General features: G+C 36.1%; 14 protein-coding genes. 5 read left to right on the top strand and 9 right to left on the bottom strand.

Annotation, left to right across the window (positions count from 1 at the left end; genetic code table 11):
* Position 1: 1 nt before the first annotated feature.
* Together dnaJ and B8W84_RS05015 are read left to right on the top strand one after the other, a co-directional pair.
* Positions 2 to 1,114 carry a molecular chaperone DnaJ gene (dnaJ, locus tag B8W84_RS05020; RefSeq protein ID WP_094752192.1) on the top strand — a complete coding sequence of 371 codons (1,113 nt, stop codon included), beginning with the start codon at positions 2 to 4 and terminating at the stop codon, positions 1,112 to 1,114.
* 148 nt (positions 1,115 to 1,262) lie between these two features.
* A complete protein-coding gene (locus B8W84_RS05015; RefSeq protein ID WP_094752191.1) occupies positions 1,263 to 1,883 on the top strand; it encodes an FKBP-type peptidyl-prolyl cis-trans isomerase in 621 nt (206 codons plus the stop codon).
* Positions 1,884 to 1,938: 55 nt separating this feature from the next.
* Here the strand turns inward: B8W84_RS05015 and B8W84_RS05010 are convergent, their stop codons facing one another.
* Entirely contained in the window at positions 1,939 to 2,913 is a 975-nt protein-coding gene (locus B8W84_RS05010) for a cobalamin biosynthesis protein (protein ID WP_094752190.1), read from the bottom strand.
* Positions 2,914 to 3,609, bottom strand: coding sequence for a 5'-methylthioadenosine/S-adenosylhomocysteine nucleosidase (mtnN, locus tag B8W84_RS05005; protein ID WP_094752189.1), 696 nt, complete (start codon positions 3,607 to 3,609; stop codon positions 2,914 to 2,916). It lies immediately after the preceding gene.
* A gap of 760 nt (positions 3,610 to 4,369) precedes the next feature.
* Between mtnN and B8W84_RS05000 the strand changes: the two genes are divergently transcribed.
* Complete coding sequence (locus B8W84_RS05000; RefSeq protein WP_094752188.1) at positions 4,370 to 5,035, top strand: hypothetical protein; 666 nt, start codon at positions 4,370 to 4,372, stop codon at positions 5,033 to 5,035.
* A gap of 52 nt (positions 5,036 to 5,087) precedes the next feature.
* On the opposite strand, the gene folE2 is transcribed toward B8W84_RS05000, so the two are convergent.
* Positions 5,088 to 6,008: a GTP cyclohydrolase FolE2 gene (gene folE2 / locus B8W84_RS04995; RefSeq protein ID WP_094752187.1), complete on the bottom strand. Its 921-nt coding sequence runs from the start codon at positions 6,006 to 6,008 to the stop codon at positions 5,088 to 5,090.
* A gap of 207 nt (positions 6,009 to 6,215) precedes the next feature.
* Here folE2 and arcB point away from each other — a divergent pair, with 207 nt between their 5' ends.
* Complete coding sequence (gene arcB, locus B8W84_RS04990; protein WP_094752186.1) at positions 6,216 to 8,459, top strand: aerobic respiration two-component sensor histidine kinase ArcB; 2,244 nt, start codon at positions 6,216 to 6,218, stop codon at positions 8,457 to 8,459.
* Positions 8,460 to 8,488: 29 nt separating this feature from the next.
* Here arcB and B8W84_RS04985 read toward each other — a convergent pair whose 3' ends face one another.
* A complete protein-coding gene (locus tag B8W84_RS04985) occupies positions 8,489 to 9,934 on the bottom strand; it encodes a M48 family metalloprotease (RefSeq protein WP_094752185.1) in 1,446 nt (481 codons plus the stop codon).
* A 59-nt stretch (positions 9,935 to 9,993) separates the two neighbouring features.
* Between B8W84_RS04985 and B8W84_RS04980 the strand changes: the two genes are divergently transcribed.
* Positions 9,994 to 11,040: an AI-2E family transporter gene (locus tag B8W84_RS04980; RefSeq protein WP_094752184.1), complete on the top strand. Its 1,047-nt coding sequence runs from the start codon at positions 9,994 to 9,996 to the stop codon at positions 11,038 to 11,040.
* A gap of 64 nt (positions 11,041 to 11,104) precedes the next feature.
* On the opposite strand, the gene bcp is transcribed toward B8W84_RS04980, so the two are convergent.
* The 5 genes from bcp to ccoS form a co-directional block, all read right to left on the bottom strand.
* Positions 11,105 to 11,572: a thioredoxin-dependent thiol peroxidase gene (gene bcp, locus B8W84_RS04975; protein WP_094752183.1), complete on the bottom strand. Its 468-nt coding sequence runs from the start codon at positions 11,570 to 11,572 to the stop codon at positions 11,105 to 11,107.
* 10 nt (positions 11,573 to 11,582) lie between these two features.
* Entirely contained in the window at positions 11,583 to 12,521 is a 939-nt protein-coding gene (gene uspE / locus B8W84_RS04970; RefSeq protein ID WP_094752182.1) for a universal stress protein UspE, read from the bottom strand.
* Positions 12,522 to 12,655: 134 nt separating this feature from the next.
* Positions 12,656 to 13,399 carry an FNR family transcription factor gene (locus B8W84_RS04965; RefSeq protein ID WP_094752181.1) on the bottom strand — a complete coding sequence of 248 codons (744 nt, stop codon included), beginning with the start codon at positions 13,397 to 13,399 and terminating at the stop codon, positions 12,656 to 12,658.
* A 130-nt stretch (positions 13,400 to 13,529) separates the two neighbouring features.
* On the bottom strand, positions 13,530 to 14,210 hold the full coding sequence (locus B8W84_RS04960) for a sulfite exporter TauE/SafE family protein (RefSeq protein ID WP_094752180.1): 681 nt from the start codon (positions 14,208 to 14,210) through the stop codon (positions 13,530 to 13,532).
* A complete protein-coding gene (gene ccoS, locus B8W84_RS04955) occupies positions 14,200 to 14,385 on the bottom strand; it encodes a cbb3-type cytochrome oxidase assembly protein CcoS (protein ID WP_094752179.1) in 186 nt (61 codons plus the stop codon). Before ccoS ends, B8W84_RS04960 begins: the two co-directional genes overlap by 11 nt.

Genomic DNA, 14,385 nt, shown 5'->3' with positions numbered 1-14,385 from the left:
AATGTCAAAACGTGATTGTTATGAAGTGCTTGGAATAAGCCGCAGTGCAACGGCTAAAGAAATTAAAAAGGCTTATAAACGTCTTGCGATGAAATATCATCCGGATAGAACTAAAGGGGACGATGCCCTTGAAGAAAAGTTTAAAGAAGTAAAAGGAGCTTACGAAATCCTGAATGATACGCAAAAGAAAGCAACTTTTGATCAGTATGGTCATGAAGGCGTTAATCAGCAAGGACATGGTGGTTTCGGTGGCGGTGGCGGTTTCGATGACATTTTTGGTGATATTTTTGGTGGTGGAAGAAGCAGTGCAATGCGTCCACAACAAGGCTCAGATCTGCGTTACAATATGGAACTCACACTTGAAGAGGCTGTGCATGGTATCAGCAAAGAGATTCGAGTTCCGACCTTAGTTCATTGTGAACAATGTAATGGTTCGGGTGTAAATAAAGGCTCGGATGTTAAAACATGTGGCACTTGTCATGGGCAAGGGCAAGTACAAATGCGTCAAGGTTTTTTTGCTGTCAATCAAACCTGTCCGACGTGTCAAGGCTCAGGTAAAATCATCGTTGACCCTTGTAAAAAATGTCATGGTGAAGGGCGTTACGAACGTAGTAAAACTCTTAGTGTTAAAATCCCTCCCGGTGTTGATACCGGAGATAGAATCCGTTTAAGTGGTGAAGGCGAGGCCGGTGAACGAGGTGCTACTTCAGGGGATCTTTATGTACAGATGCATGTACGTGAGCATGATGTTTTTGTTCGAGATGGTAATAATTTATATTGTGAAGTACCGATTAGTTTTAGTGAAGCCGCTTTAGGTGGGGAAATAGAGGTTCCTACTTTAGATGGACGTGTTAAATTAAAAATTTCAGCAGAAACACAAACCGGGCGTATGTATCGCATGCGTAATAAAGGAGTTAAATCAGTGCGTAGTCATGCTACGGGAGATTTAATGTGTAAAGTTATTATTGAAACACCGGTTAAATTATCCGCTAAGCAACGTGAATTATTAAAAGAATTTGAAAATAGTTGCGCATCAAGTCCTAAAGTACATAAGCCTAAATCAGAAGGTTTTTTAAAAAACATAAAAACTTTTTTTGATGATTTAAGTAAATAATACTTTATTAGATATATGCATAATATATGTGCGCAAAATAATACCATCCTAGTGATGGTATTATTTTATGTTAATGGCTATTAAGTTACTATGGAAATAAAGTATAATGGTATTTAATGTAAATTAATTACTTTTTAAAGAGAATAAAATGTCTGAATTACAACTTACAACACAAGAATTGCAAGCAAGTTATGGTATTGGCTTACAAATGGGTGAGCAATTAAAAGCACAACCTTTTGATGGTTTAGATATTTCAGCGGTTGCTGAAGGTCTAGCAGATGCATTTTCGGGTGAAGAAAGTAAAGTTTCACAACAAGAATTACAAGATGCATTTCAAATGATTTCGGCAAAAATGCAAGCTGTTGCTGAAGAGAATGCTAAAATTCAAGGAGCTGCTGGAGAAGAATTTTTAGCTGAAAACGCGAAAAAAGAAGGCGTTACAATCACTGATTCAGGTTTACATTACGAAGTGCTTGTCATGGGAGAAGGTGATAAGCCAAGTAAAGACGCAACGGTGAGTGTTCATTACCATGGTACATTAATCGATGGATCTGTTTTTGATAGTTCGGTTGATCGTGGTCAACCTGCTGAGTTCCCTGTAGGTGGCGTTATTGCTGGCTGGACAGAAGCGTTGCAACTAATGCCTGTAGGCTCTAAATTCAAATTGACTATTCCACCATCACTTGCTTACGGTGAGCGTGGCGCAGGTAGTGCGATTGCACCTCATGCAACGCTTGTCTTTGATGTGGAACTATTAGAAATCAAATAATAGTTTGTATTGATTACACTTTTAGGTGTTGCTTAAAAGTGTAAGTCGTAGGAGATTAATGTTGTAGTCTAAATAGATTTAATAGTAAAGGAAAGAAAGTATAACCTGTCATACAATAAAGCCAAAAACATGCGCATAAATGCATCCGTTGCAGAGATAATAAAATATGCTCGGTATTAGGTGAATCTCCGATCCCTAGCTCAGGGTAATTTATTTTTTGCTTCCCATAGATACGTACACCGCCTAATTCTAATTGCATGCTAAAAGCAAAACTAGTAAGCATTAAACCGGATGAAAAATGATGCCAATGAATACTTTGTTTAAATTTCCGAGGGATATTTTGTAGAGGCTTATCATATAATGCAAAGGTAAGACTCACCAATAAATGTATAGGAAATAATAAGATATTGTATAAAAAAGAGGGATACAACGCGATAGCATCATATTCTTCTTGTTTTGTATTCCATTGTTGCGCACAAATTTGTATCGTGCGGTAAAACATCGCGCCATAGATACCCGTCAATAGATACCAAAAAATAACGGCAAACCAAGAAGCGCATAATTGTAATACCATTGATTCAATAGTGGCTTTATTAATACCCATTAAAGATAAAGGTTTAGTATCACGACTGGTTAATTGCGCTAAGTTGTATTTCGCACTGGCTAAATGATTATGATGAAGTGCTTGGCTTATTTTTTGATAAATGGTTTTTTTATCGTGCCAAGAAAGTAAAATAAATAAAATTAAAAAATCTAATATGAGAGGGTGGAGAACCACATTATATAATTGTGAACAGATAAGGAAAATGGGGAAAAAGATAAGTGCAATAGAAAATAAACTTGCTAGTTTTTTATAAGCATCGCTACGAACTTCTAAATTTACTTTTTTCGCAATTTGTTGAAAAATCAATTCTATCGCGCTCAGTGGGTTGAGATCTTTAGGTAAAGAGATACAAAAAGATAATAACGTCACAGTAATAAAACAAAAGTAGGCGCGATATAATTCAATAAAAGCGATTAATTCTAACATTTAAGCGATTCGCTTGAGCATTTCTTCAATTAACATCGATGAGTTTTTCGCTGCAATAGGTAAAAATTTATCAAAAGACACTTCTGATTTTTTACCCGCAATATCTGATAATGAGCGAATAATAACAAAAGGTATTTTAAATTGATAACAGACTTGTGCAATAGCTGCTGCTTCCATTTCACAGGCTAGCATATCGGGGAAATTTTGACGGGCGATGTCTGTTTTTTTAGGATCCGCCATAAAAATATCACCAGTACAAATTAACCCTTGAGTAAAAGTTAAATGGGGTAAGCTTTTTGTTGCTTGCTGTGCAATATTTATCAATGTTGGATCTGCTTGAAATGCTGCGGGTAATTGTGCCATTTGTCCTATTTCGTAACCAAAAGCCGTTAAGTCAACATCATGAAAGCGAACCTCTTTAGAAATAATAATGTCACCTACATTTAACTTTTTATCAAAACCGCCCGCTGAGCCAGTATTGATAATATAATCAGGTTTAAATTTGTCGAGTAATAATGTGCTTGCAATGCTGGCTGCGACCTTACCAATACCTGATAAGGTTAAAATGACCTGTTGACCATGTAACGATCCTTGATGAAATTCACAACCTGCGATAGTTGTACTTTCAAGGTTGCTCATTTTTCCTTTTAGGATGCTTATTTCTTCATCCATTGCACCAATAATGCCGATTTTCATCTTTTTTGCTCATTTATATTTTAATAAAGTCATAATATTAGCATATTATGGAGAAGATCTTTGGACAATGGTTTTTTTGTGCTGATGCGGTGTAATATATTTTTAAAAGGAACGCATCGCGCACGTTATTAAAAATGACGCTTGTATATCTAACATAATGTGGCGTAGAAAAGGATGATGGAGATGCATCTTTATTGAGGTGCTACTGCGACGTAAAAATTGTGGGATATCATTTAAACCGTTTTAAAAACAGCCCTGAAATGATGGCGTTGAGAAATACTATAAAGCAAATAATGAGGCTCTTTAGCTAAGGTGGGTTAATATTAGTCGAGTCATTGATTTAACGCATTGAATGCTTCAAACTAAAGCATGTAGTTTAATCTTATATGTGGTGTTAGAGGAACGAGGAACTAAGTTACTTTAAGGGGGCTGAGGGGTCTGAGATGCCGTATCACGTGATTAGAGGTGTTTTGCCTACAGTTTTGCATTAGCAACAGGTGGCGCAGCTACGAATGGCGTAAGTTGCGTATAAAAAATACTTGTTGATGTTGCGGACTTACTTTGAGCTTACCGCCTCAAATAGAATGGCATGAGACTTGCTACATCAAATAGAATGCATGAGAGCTTAGAGCAAAGAGAATTAATGGGAAAAGAACGAATAGTGCAACTAAATATTAAGTTAAGATGTGCTATTTGGAAAATATACGGTTATCAAGCGTGAGAAACGTTTGTTTAAGTTATACAACTGGAGTTAAGTAACGTGTTAAATTTTAAAAAATTAGTGATATTAAATGGAGTTACGTTGGCAATATTAGTCTCTGTTTCTGCTTCTGCAGAAGAGCAACAATATTGGGCTGACTTTAGTGACCCTTTAGCTATTTATTCTAATGTTGGTGTTGCTGCCGGTACGGAAGGTGTGGACATTATTGCTTCTTACGGTAGTTATTTAGCCGGGCAATATAAACAAAAACTGACCGTAGAAGCAAAACACGATTTAGATTATTATACGGTGGATTATTTAGTATTAAATAGCTCTGACGATACGGGATTTATTTTCAACAGCCAATGGGGAACGGATAAAAACAATTGGGAAAACGCCAATAAAGTTTCAATGGGACTGATTAAAAAATTACCGATAGTTGAAGATAATATAACGCTTTATCCTAGTTTGAAACTTGGTTTTTTATGGGGTGAGCAGCTTAAAGATACGACGTACGTTACTGCTGATGTTACGGTGCGTTATGCTGTCACCGATGCACTTTGGATTGGAGTTATACCTTCGTATCTTTATGCGATGGAAGGCGAAGACTTAAGTGAATGGGATGCAACGGCTGAAATTGGTTATCAATTTGTCGAAGGTTTTGCGGTTTCTGCGCATGTGAACAATGATAATGAGTATTGGGCTGACATTAACTTTGCATTTTAAAGCAAATGTTTAAAATGCAATAAAAAGGGAGATTTTTCTCCCTTTTTATATTTTAAACGCAGTACCCGTTTACACCCCCTTTTGTTGTGATAGCCACAGCATCGTGAGCATGTAAACTTTCATAATGGTTCACCCGCAACCAAAAGTCATCGAAGTTATCTTGTTGATTTAAAACATCTTGCAATTGTCTAGCTGCATCTTCACAGAACATTAAATTTTGTCCGTTAAGACGTGCAAATTCTTGCTCATCTTCTCGTTTAACTGCTGCTTGCACAGGCGTTTTTAATGTTTTCTCAATGAGATCGATTAATGCGATAACAGGAAATACGTCGTTTGTCGTACTGAGTTTTACTTTTACTTCTACAATACTGCGTTGGCTGTGAGGCGTTGCAATAATACCTTGTGTCGAGCCTAGCCAATCAAATACGTCTTTACTTTCAATATTTGTGTTTTCGCCATATTTCTTGTGAAATTCTTGCTGTATTAGTTGTCTGGCAAGCGCAGCAGAGCAAGGGCAGGTTGAAGAGTAGGTGACATTAACCTGTAATTCAATTTCTAATTTCCCGTTAATTAAACTGCCAATAATAATTACAGGATAGATTTTCCAACCTCGTTTTTGACTGATTAATGATTTGCGGCGCAGTTGATAATCAAACTTAAATTTAGCAACGGCTTGCTCACTTAGTTCATGATGGCTGTCAATAAAGCCTTTTAATAAATGACTCAATGTAGTAAGTGTCAGTTCAGATTCAGTAGAAAGCTTATCAAGTTGTAAATATAAACGTGACATATGGATGCCTTTCGCGCTGGCATCACTTAAATTAACAAACAATTCACAGCTTGCGGTGACTTGTTGAGATGGTTGGTCATCAGTTTTCACCATTAGAGGTAGTTTAATATTACTCATCCCTACTCTATTAAGTTTACCTTTTGTTTGAGCTTGTGCACTATTTGCGATATCTGGCATAGCCATGAGAAACAACTCCCTTTTTACAGCTTGGATAAATTCAAATTCAAGCGTTGCATTATAAACGTCTGCTTTGAAATTAAAAGTAATGAAAGGAAAAGGAGGCGATAAAGCTTATTGTTGGTGTTTTTAATATAAAATCAGCGCAATTCAAGTAGAAAATAAGCACATTAGACACACATCAGATACAATACTCTTTTTAGTTACATCGGAATGACGTTGAGTATATTTAATCTTAAAACCTGGGTGTATTATTATGTTGAGCTGTTAAAACGGTTAGGTGCCTTTCGTTTTAGTTTGATTTTGGCATTTGCTATTATTTCATCAGATTCACTGTTACAAATTTTACTTGCCTATTATTTTCATGACACATTAGATATCACCGCCCTGATGCGGTCATTTATTCTCGGATTATTAATCACACCTTGGGCCGTTTATTTTTTAACCGTTGTTATGGGAGACTTAGAAGAAGCTCGACAACGTTTAGATAATACAGTGGTTCGTTTACAAGTGATGCTTAATAGTGATCATAAAAAAGCACAAGATTTAGAGAAAGAGATAATTGAGCGGCAACGAACACAGCTCCAACTGGAAGAGGGTAGTATTTTATTGCGCTCTTTTTTAGATACGTCTCCAGATTTGGTTTTTCATCGTGATTTAAAAGGTTGTTTTGTTAACTGTAATAAAGCGATGCAAAAATTAATGGGTAAAACAGAGCAACAGATGTTAGGTTTAACACCCTTTGATATTTATGACGATGTATATGCACGGCAAGTCGTACAACATGATCAACAAATAAAAGATACTCAACAAGAACAGCTCCATGAATATTGGTTTCAATATCCTAATGGTCGCCAAGCGTGTTTTGAAATACGCTCTTTTCCTTTAATTAATACAAAAAAACAATGTGTAGGTATTATCGGGTTTGGTCGCGATATCACTGAGCGCAAAAGACATCAAGAATCATTAGAAAAAGCAAGTCGTGATAAGACCACATTTATTGCGACCATTAGTCATGAATTAAGAACTCCGCTTAATGGTATTGTTGGTTTAAGTCGTATGTTATTAGATGAACCGTTAAGTGTCGAACAACGGCAATATATGAAAACTATTCATATGAGTGCAATCACGTTGGGAAATATTTTTAATGATATTGTTGATTTAGATAAATTAGATAGGCGTCGACTAAATTTAGTGAGCAATCATATTAATATGTATGATTTCGTTAATGACTTGAAAAGCTTAGCTTTTATTCAAACAGAGCAAAAAGGTTTATTGTTAAATTTTGAACAAGGAAGCATGCTCCCTGATAATATTGAAGCGGATGATACGCGCTTACGTCAAGTGTTATGGAATTTAATCAGTAATGCGGTTAAATTTACACAGCAAGGTCATATTACTATTCGTTTGTTTGCGAAACGTCAAAATGATCAACATGCCATCATTTACTTTGAAGTTGAAGATTCCGGTATTGGAATGCAGGATAGTGAATTGGATAAAATATTTTCACTCTATTATCAAGTACAAGGGAATTTACATGCAACGGGGACAGGTATAGGACTTGCGGTTTCACAACAAATAGTTAATGCGATGGGTGGAAAGTTAAGTGTGAAAAGTGTTTTTGGTAAAGGTAGTACTTTCACCTTTTCACTGCCAGTACATTGTCCAAAAGAAAACAAGAAAAAAGCCCTAGTAACGCCTTTACCTTATTTGTTTATATTATTGGTTGAAGATATTGAACTTAATATTTTAGTTGCGAAATCGTTATTAGAAAAGTTGGGGCATCGTGTAGATGTCGCAAAAACGGGGCAGCAAGCATTAGATAAAATGGCCATAAATAGTTATCAATTGATTTTGATGGACATTCAATTGCCCGATATGGATGGTTTTCAAGTAACGCAAACGTTACGCGCTTTATATGGTAAAAGTTTGCCACCTATTGTGGCATTGACCGCTAATGTTTTTAGTGATAAATCTGTTTTCTTAGAGAAAGGAATGGATGATGCACTAGGAAAACCATTGAATGCTGGGTTGTTAAACGAAATGATTGCACGGTTATTCTTAGGTGTAGATAAAACAGATAACCATAAAAAGATTGAGTCGACTACCGACATTGATACTGTCTTAAATAAATCGATGTTATTAGAACTATTAGAGTTCATTTCAACTGCAATAATGCTTGAGAATGTTATTTTATTTAAAAAGGTTATGCCGAAGTATTTGCAAATCTTAGATTCACATATGACAGCAAAAAATAAGAAGGGAATTGTTAATGAAGCGCATAAAATTAAAGGGGCTGCCAGTGCGGTTGGCTTAATGCGCATCCAGTTATTGGCACAAAAATTACAATCACCGGAATTACCTGCTTGGTGGGACAATATTGATGACTGGTTATCTTTACTTAAATCACAATACCAAAGTGATATTATTATCTTGCAACATTGGCTGGTGGAGTAAAATAGCAAAACAGTATAGTACCTGCGCCATTATTTTTGCAATGACTGTAAACGCAAGTCTTGTTGTAGATAGATCTCTATTTTGGCGCTATAACGCGCTCTGTCGAGAGTGCTTTGCGTATAAATAAGAGCACTACCAATTTCTTCACTCGCGTCTCTAAACTTACCTAATAGTGCAAGATACTCAGCGCGCATTGCATGTTCCTTTGCTTTGTTTTTAAGGACTTTATAAATATCGATGGCGATTAAATGTGCCAAAATGTTCTGTGGTTTTTTACGTAGAAAGTGAGACAATATTTTTACCGCTTGTTGATTGAGTTTATTCGCACGCAATGCGATGACTAAATTTAAGGTAATAACGGCATTTGTCGGGTGTAGCTGATATTCTTTTAATAATAGGTTGATAGCAAATTTTGTTTTTTTGAGTTGTATTGATGTATCGGTTATTAAATCAAGATAAAAAAGATTATTTGGCATTTCTTGCAGTAATTTGAGTCCAATATCATGTGCTTTTTGCGTTTCTTTATTGTTGAAATAAGCGAGAGCCAAACCATATTGAGCGCTCGATTTGATTACGTAACGATTGTTTTTTAATTGATTTTGATAGTAATTAATGGCGGTTTTTGCCGATATTTTTCCAAATCTGACAATAATTCTAGCTTTACTTAATTGATAATCAAGACTTACTTTATATTTTTTTTTCGGGAATTGATCTGCACGCAAACGTGCATCGGCTAATCGTGTTTCAGTTAAAGGATGAGTTGATAAGATGGCAGGGGGGACAGATGTATATTGATATTTTTGTGCCAATTTGTTGAAAAAATTCGCCATGCCATCGGGATCATAACCGGCATTATACAAAGTTTGAATGCCGATTCTATCTGCTTCAGATTCATGTAAACGTGTATAATTAATTTGCATTTGAGCATTAACAGCAAGGCTGGTGGTTAACGCCGCAATACCTGCTGCAGGAGACACTAACGCTAATAATATAGAGCCCGCCATGGCCGCCATTGATGCTGGATTATTTAAAGACTGTTGTTCTAGCATACGAGCGAGATGACGTTGTGTAATATGGGCGATTTCATGAGCAAGGACACCTGCTAATTCACTTTCATTCTTAGCATATAAGAAAAGGCCCGTATTAATTTTTATATTACCACCTAAAAAGGCGGCTGCATTAATTTCTTTGTCATTAATAAGGAAAAAATCAAAGGGTAACTTAACGGAGTCAGCATGGGTAACTAAATTTTGGCCAAGTTTGTTAATGTAATTATTTAATACTGGATCATCAATAATAGGTAAGGATTGGTTAGCTAATAAATTAAACGCCCAACCATATTCTTTTTCTTGCTCGAGGCTGAGTGCGCCAGCACCCACAGTGCCAATGTCAGGCAAATCATTTTGGGCGTAGCTTAAACGGCTAAAAAACAATAACATAATAAAGGATGCGCTGACTAGACTCTTTTTTGACATATTAACCTCTCCTGAAAATATAATAAACAAGCTTATATTTATTGCAGTCAAAAGAGTTAATGAATTGGTATAAATCCCGTTTTTCAGACCCTCAATTAGGAGTGCTTTTCTTATCTTTATTCGCGCTCTTTTTTGTTATTTATTTTTTTGGAGGTATTTTAACACCGTTATTTGTTGCGTTAGTCCTCTCATATCTTTTAGATTTACCTGTGACTCATTTAATGCGTCTCAAAATAAATAGAGGTGTAGCAACATTGATAGTGATGTCTGCTTTTATCTCTATTATGATATTTATGTTTATTGCGGTTGTACCTACGGCAATAAAGCAAGGTATTTCTTTATTGCATGATTTACCTACCATGTTTAATCAAGCGCAAGTATATGTTCTCACGTTGCCTAATCAATATCCTGATTTGATTGATGCACAGACACTTACAAGTCTTATCAGTAGCTTACGAAATTATGTGTTAGAAAGTGGTGGTTTTTTACTTTCTCATTCAGTGGCCTCATTACTGAATCTTGCCGCTTTAATCATCTACGCTATTTTAGTGCCACTAATGATGGTTTTTATGCTTAAAGATAAAAACAAGTTAATTAAGCAAGTCGTACGATTTTTACCCTTTCATCGTAAATTAATTATTCAAGTAAGCAGCGAAATGAATACACAAATAATGAATTATATTCGCGGTAAGGTGATTGAAATTATTATTGTGGGATTATCTACGTATTTAGTATTTTTATTTTTAGATCTTCGTTACTCCGTACTACTTGCTGTATTAGTTGGATTTTCAGTTTTAATTCCTTATATTGGTGCGGTAGCTGTTACTGTGCCTGTGATAATAGTGGCATTATTTCAATGGGGATTAACGTCAGATTTTGCTTATTTAATGTTGGCTTATGGAATAGTACAAGCGTTAGATGGTAACTTAGTTGTGCCTATTTTATTTGCAGGTGCGGTTAATTTACATCCTGTCATGATTATTATTGCGGTACTTATTTTTGGTGGATTATGGGGTTTTTGGGGAGTGTTTTTTGCCATCCCTTTAGCGTCATTAGTTAAAGCGATACTTAATGCATTTCCTGAGGGAAAGGTACATTCAGTATAAGAAAAGAAAGATAAAAACAGTCAAACAATAAATTAATTTGTACGACTGTTTTTATTTGGTCTGTCTAAAGCGAATTAAGGTGTGCTAAGACAACCTGGTGGTGTTCTTTTGTTTTAAATTTATCAAAAACATGTTCGATATCACCCTTCTCATCTATTAGGAAACTAATGCGGTGTATACCATTGTATGTTTTCCCCATAAATTTCTTTTCGCCCCAGACGCCAAAGGCTTCTGCTACATGATGATCTTCATCACTAAGAAGCGGGAAGTTTAAGTTTTTTTTCAGTACGAAATTAGCTAACTTTTTAATCGGATCTGGGCTGATACCGTAGACCAGCGTATTATGCTTTGTAAGGTCATCTTTGCTATCACGCAGACCACAAGCTTGTGTTATACAGCCAGGTGTCATCGCGCGAGGATAAAAGTAAATAAGGACTTTTTTACCTTTTAAATCGGCTAAAGATACAGGATTATCTTGCTCGTCATGCAACGTGAATAAAGGTGCGGTATCGCCTTTGATTAATTGTTTCATTTTTTTCTCTTCAGTCTAGGGTAATAGGGCTAATAAAGCCTTCTGGTTTTAATGCTAATAAATCGCAATCTAGGTTGTCAATAACCTGCTCGGCGGTATGCCCCAGTAAAGCGACGCCAAATCCAGAGCGGCCTACAGTACCTAAAACAACTAATTCCGCATCGATAGAATAAGCAACTTTGCTGATAACATCTTCGGGTAAGCCTTGTTTTAAATGGCAACGTTGTAATGAAATACTATGCTTTTGTGCATAATCTTCTAATATTTTTTTATGGAATTTTTTTAAGCCCGCATCATAATCAATCGGATCAAATTCAGGTAATTCCAGCATGATATTGACTGGGGGAGTAGGGTAAGCATTGACGATATGCACTTTTGCATTGATGATTTTTGCCATGCTTTTGGCTTCATTGATAATATGATTATTGAGATGATGATGATTGTTTTCATCAGCGCTTTTACAATCAATTGCACAAAGAATATTACCGCGCTCTGGCCAGTGGCAATGCTTCACTAAAAGGACAGGAACAGGACATTTCCGTAATAAATTCCAATCGGTAGGGGTAAAGAAAATAGCACTTAGTTTGGAATGAGGGTGAGTGGCTTTAATAACTAGATCATAATTGTGTTTGAGTACTTCAATAATTGCAGCTTGAAAAGGGTGTGAGTGCCAAACAACCGTAGTATCTATTTCGACATTATGACAATCTATGGGTTGGATAAGTGATTGCAACCATTCGTTATGTTCTTGGATAACAACATTTTGCATGGACTGACGCTCTTCTTTTGAAGTAAGAGAGGTCATTTCATAGCTTAAATCATAGCAACAGAGGAAAAGTGTAACTTTTGCATGTTCTTCTTTTTGTACAATATCGAAGGCTCGGCTTAAAGCGGGTTGGGATACTTTGTTAGGATCGATAAAAACTAAAATATTATGATATTTGAGCATGCTAGATATCCTATTAATTAAAAGTAGATAGGTATAATTTAGAGCAAAAATGGAGATGCGAATAGATCCTTCGTCATGAAATCGTTTTTTTTTTAAAGGATCTTCTTCAAATATTTAAGTGGTGCTACCAAATGTTAAGATTTTTTATGCTCGCCTGCAAGTATTATCAGTTGTTTCTCATCTAATATACTAATATATTTTCCTTTTACTGCGATCATATCATTTTTTTGGAAGCGGCCGAGTAAGCGACTGATCGTTTCGACGGTCAAACCGAGGTAGTTACCAATATCGCCTCGTGTCATGGATAAACGAAATTCTTTTGGAGAAAAACCACGCATCGCAAAGCGACTGGATAAATTATAGATAAAAGAGGCAAGACGTTCTTCGGCATTTTTCTTAGATAACAATAATATCATATTCTGATCACCAACAATTTCAGTACTCATTAAGCGTAGAATTTGTTGACGTAATTTAGGCATCGTAGTGGACAGTTCATCGAGAGTATCATAAGGAATTTCACAAATCATTGAGGTTTCTAAAGCTTGTGAAAAGCTGGGGTGCGTACCGGTGCTAATGGCATCAAAGCCAATAAGATCTCCTGCTAAATGAAAGGCTGTGATTTGCTCATCGCCTTGTTCTGTGATGGTATATGACTTTAGTGTACCAGAGCGAATTGCGTAGAGGCATTTCATCTCTTGGCCGGCTTTAAATATTTCTTGGCCTTTTTGGATTGGTTTTTTACGGTCAATAATATTGTCGAGACGATTTAACTCTGTTTCATTAAGGGAGTAAGGGATACAGAGTTGGCTGATACTACAATCGTGGCAGTGAATAGCACAACCACCCGTTTGAATGCGCATTAGATTACTTTTTTCCATAGTTCTGATATATTCCGTTTTTGACTTAAATCAAGTTTAACATTATTGTTACTTAGTTTGAATAGCTATAAAAAAAAACAGAGGTCAGTTTTGTTGAAGATAAGCAGGATCAGGGGATGAGAGCACAGCGCTAACGTAGTTGAAGTAATGCGATATAAAAAGTTTGTAAGGCAAAAAAAGTTAATAAAAGACCACTGCCGTAACGGAAAATACGATGATTAAGATAAAATTTTAATTGTTGCGTTAGTTTACCGACACAGAGCATCGCAGGGAGAGTGCCTAAACCGAAACCTAACATAATAAAGAAACCTTGTCTGGAACTTCCACTGCTGGCGGCCCAAGCCAGAGTTGAATAGACTAAACCACAAGGTAACCACCCCCATAGAAATCCTAACGGAAAAGCATAAATAGGATTTTTAAGTGGGATAAAATATCGCGCGAAGGGTTTAATAAATTGCCAAAAAAACTGTCCAAATTGTTCTAACTTTAATAATCCAAAATAAAGACGTGAAATATAAAGAGCGAGAAACAGCATGAGTATGGCTGCCAAAATACGTAAGTAAATGAGGAATTCTTTACCTCCAAAAAAGATAATAAGTGCACCACTCGCCCCTGCGAAAATTGAACCTGCGAGGGCGTAACTACTTATCCGGCCTATATTGTAAAGAAAAATAGAAGTGTAGTTATTATGTTTTTTTCCCGCTTGAGGCTCTGAAAATGTGATAGCTCCCGCGATACCGGAGCACATACCTAAACAGTGCCCTGCACCGAGGCTTCCAATTAAGAAGGCCGCGATGAAATTATTCATCATGGGTTGAGGTTCCTTTTTTAGGGACACTCACATCAGGCTCATCATCTAATAAAATATTCATACCTTCTCTATCTAAATCATTATATTGATCTGATTTTATTGCCCCAAAAAAAATAACAACGGCGATACTTACAAAAAGCATGGCAATCGGAATTAAGATATAAATAATACTCAT

Source organism: Psychromonas sp. CD1, from assembly GCF_002239585.1.
GTDB lineage: Bacteria > Pseudomonadota > Gammaproteobacteria > Enterobacterales > Psychromonadaceae > Psychromonas.
The sequence above is the reverse complement of the archived record's forward strand: the minus strand, read 5'-3'. Positions and strand labels throughout refer to the sequence as shown.

Excerpts from the sequence above, each read along its gene's own strand:
- B8W84_RS05015 (WP_094752191.1), top strand. The coding sequence starts at position 1,263 with ATGTCTGAATTACAACTTACAACACAAGAATTGCAAGCAAGTTATGGT.
- B8W84_RS04960 (WP_094752180.1), bottom strand. The coding sequence starts at position 14,210 with ATGATGAATAATTTCATCGCGGCCTTCTTAATTGGAAGCCTCGGTGCA.
- dnaJ (WP_094752192.1), top strand. The coding sequence starts at position 2 with ATGTCAAAACGTGATTGTTATGAAGTGCTTGGAATAAGCCGCAGTGCA.
- mtnN (WP_094752189.1), bottom strand. The coding sequence starts at position 3,609 with ATGAAAATCGGCATTATTGGTGCAATGGATGAAGAAATAAGCATCCTA.
- arcB (WP_094752186.1), top strand. The coding sequence starts at position 6,216 with ATGACGTTGAGTATATTTAATCTTAAAACCTGGGTGTATTATTATGTT.
- B8W84_RS04985 (WP_094752185.1), bottom strand. The coding sequence starts at position 9,934 with ATGTCAAAAAAGAGTCTAGTCAGCGCATCCTTTATTATGTTATTGTTT.
- folE2 (WP_094752187.1), bottom strand. The coding sequence starts at position 6,008 with ATGGCTATGCCAGATATCGCAAATAGTGCACAAGCTCAAACAAAAGGT.
- B8W84_RS05010 (WP_094752190.1), bottom strand. The coding sequence starts at position 2,913 with ATGTTAGAATTAATCGCTTTTATTGAATTATATCGCGCCTACTTTTGT.
- B8W84_RS04980 (WP_094752184.1), top strand. The coding sequence starts at position 9,994 with ATGAATTGGTATAAATCCCGTTTTTCAGACCCTCAATTAGGAGTGCTT.
- ccoS (WP_094752179.1), bottom strand. The coding sequence starts at position 14,385 with ATGAGTATTATTTATATCTTAATTCCGATTGCCATGCTTTTTGTAAGT.
- B8W84_RS04965 (WP_094752181.1), bottom strand. The coding sequence starts at position 13,399 with ATGGAAAAAAGTAATCTAATGCGCATTCAAACGGGTGGTTGTGCTATT.
- uspE (WP_094752182.1), bottom strand. The coding sequence starts at position 12,521 with ATGCTCAAATATCATAATATTTTAGTTTTTATCGATCCTAACAAAGTA.
- bcp (WP_094752183.1), bottom strand. The coding sequence starts at position 11,572 with ATGAAACAATTAATCAAAGGCGATACCGCACCTTTATTCACGTTGCAT.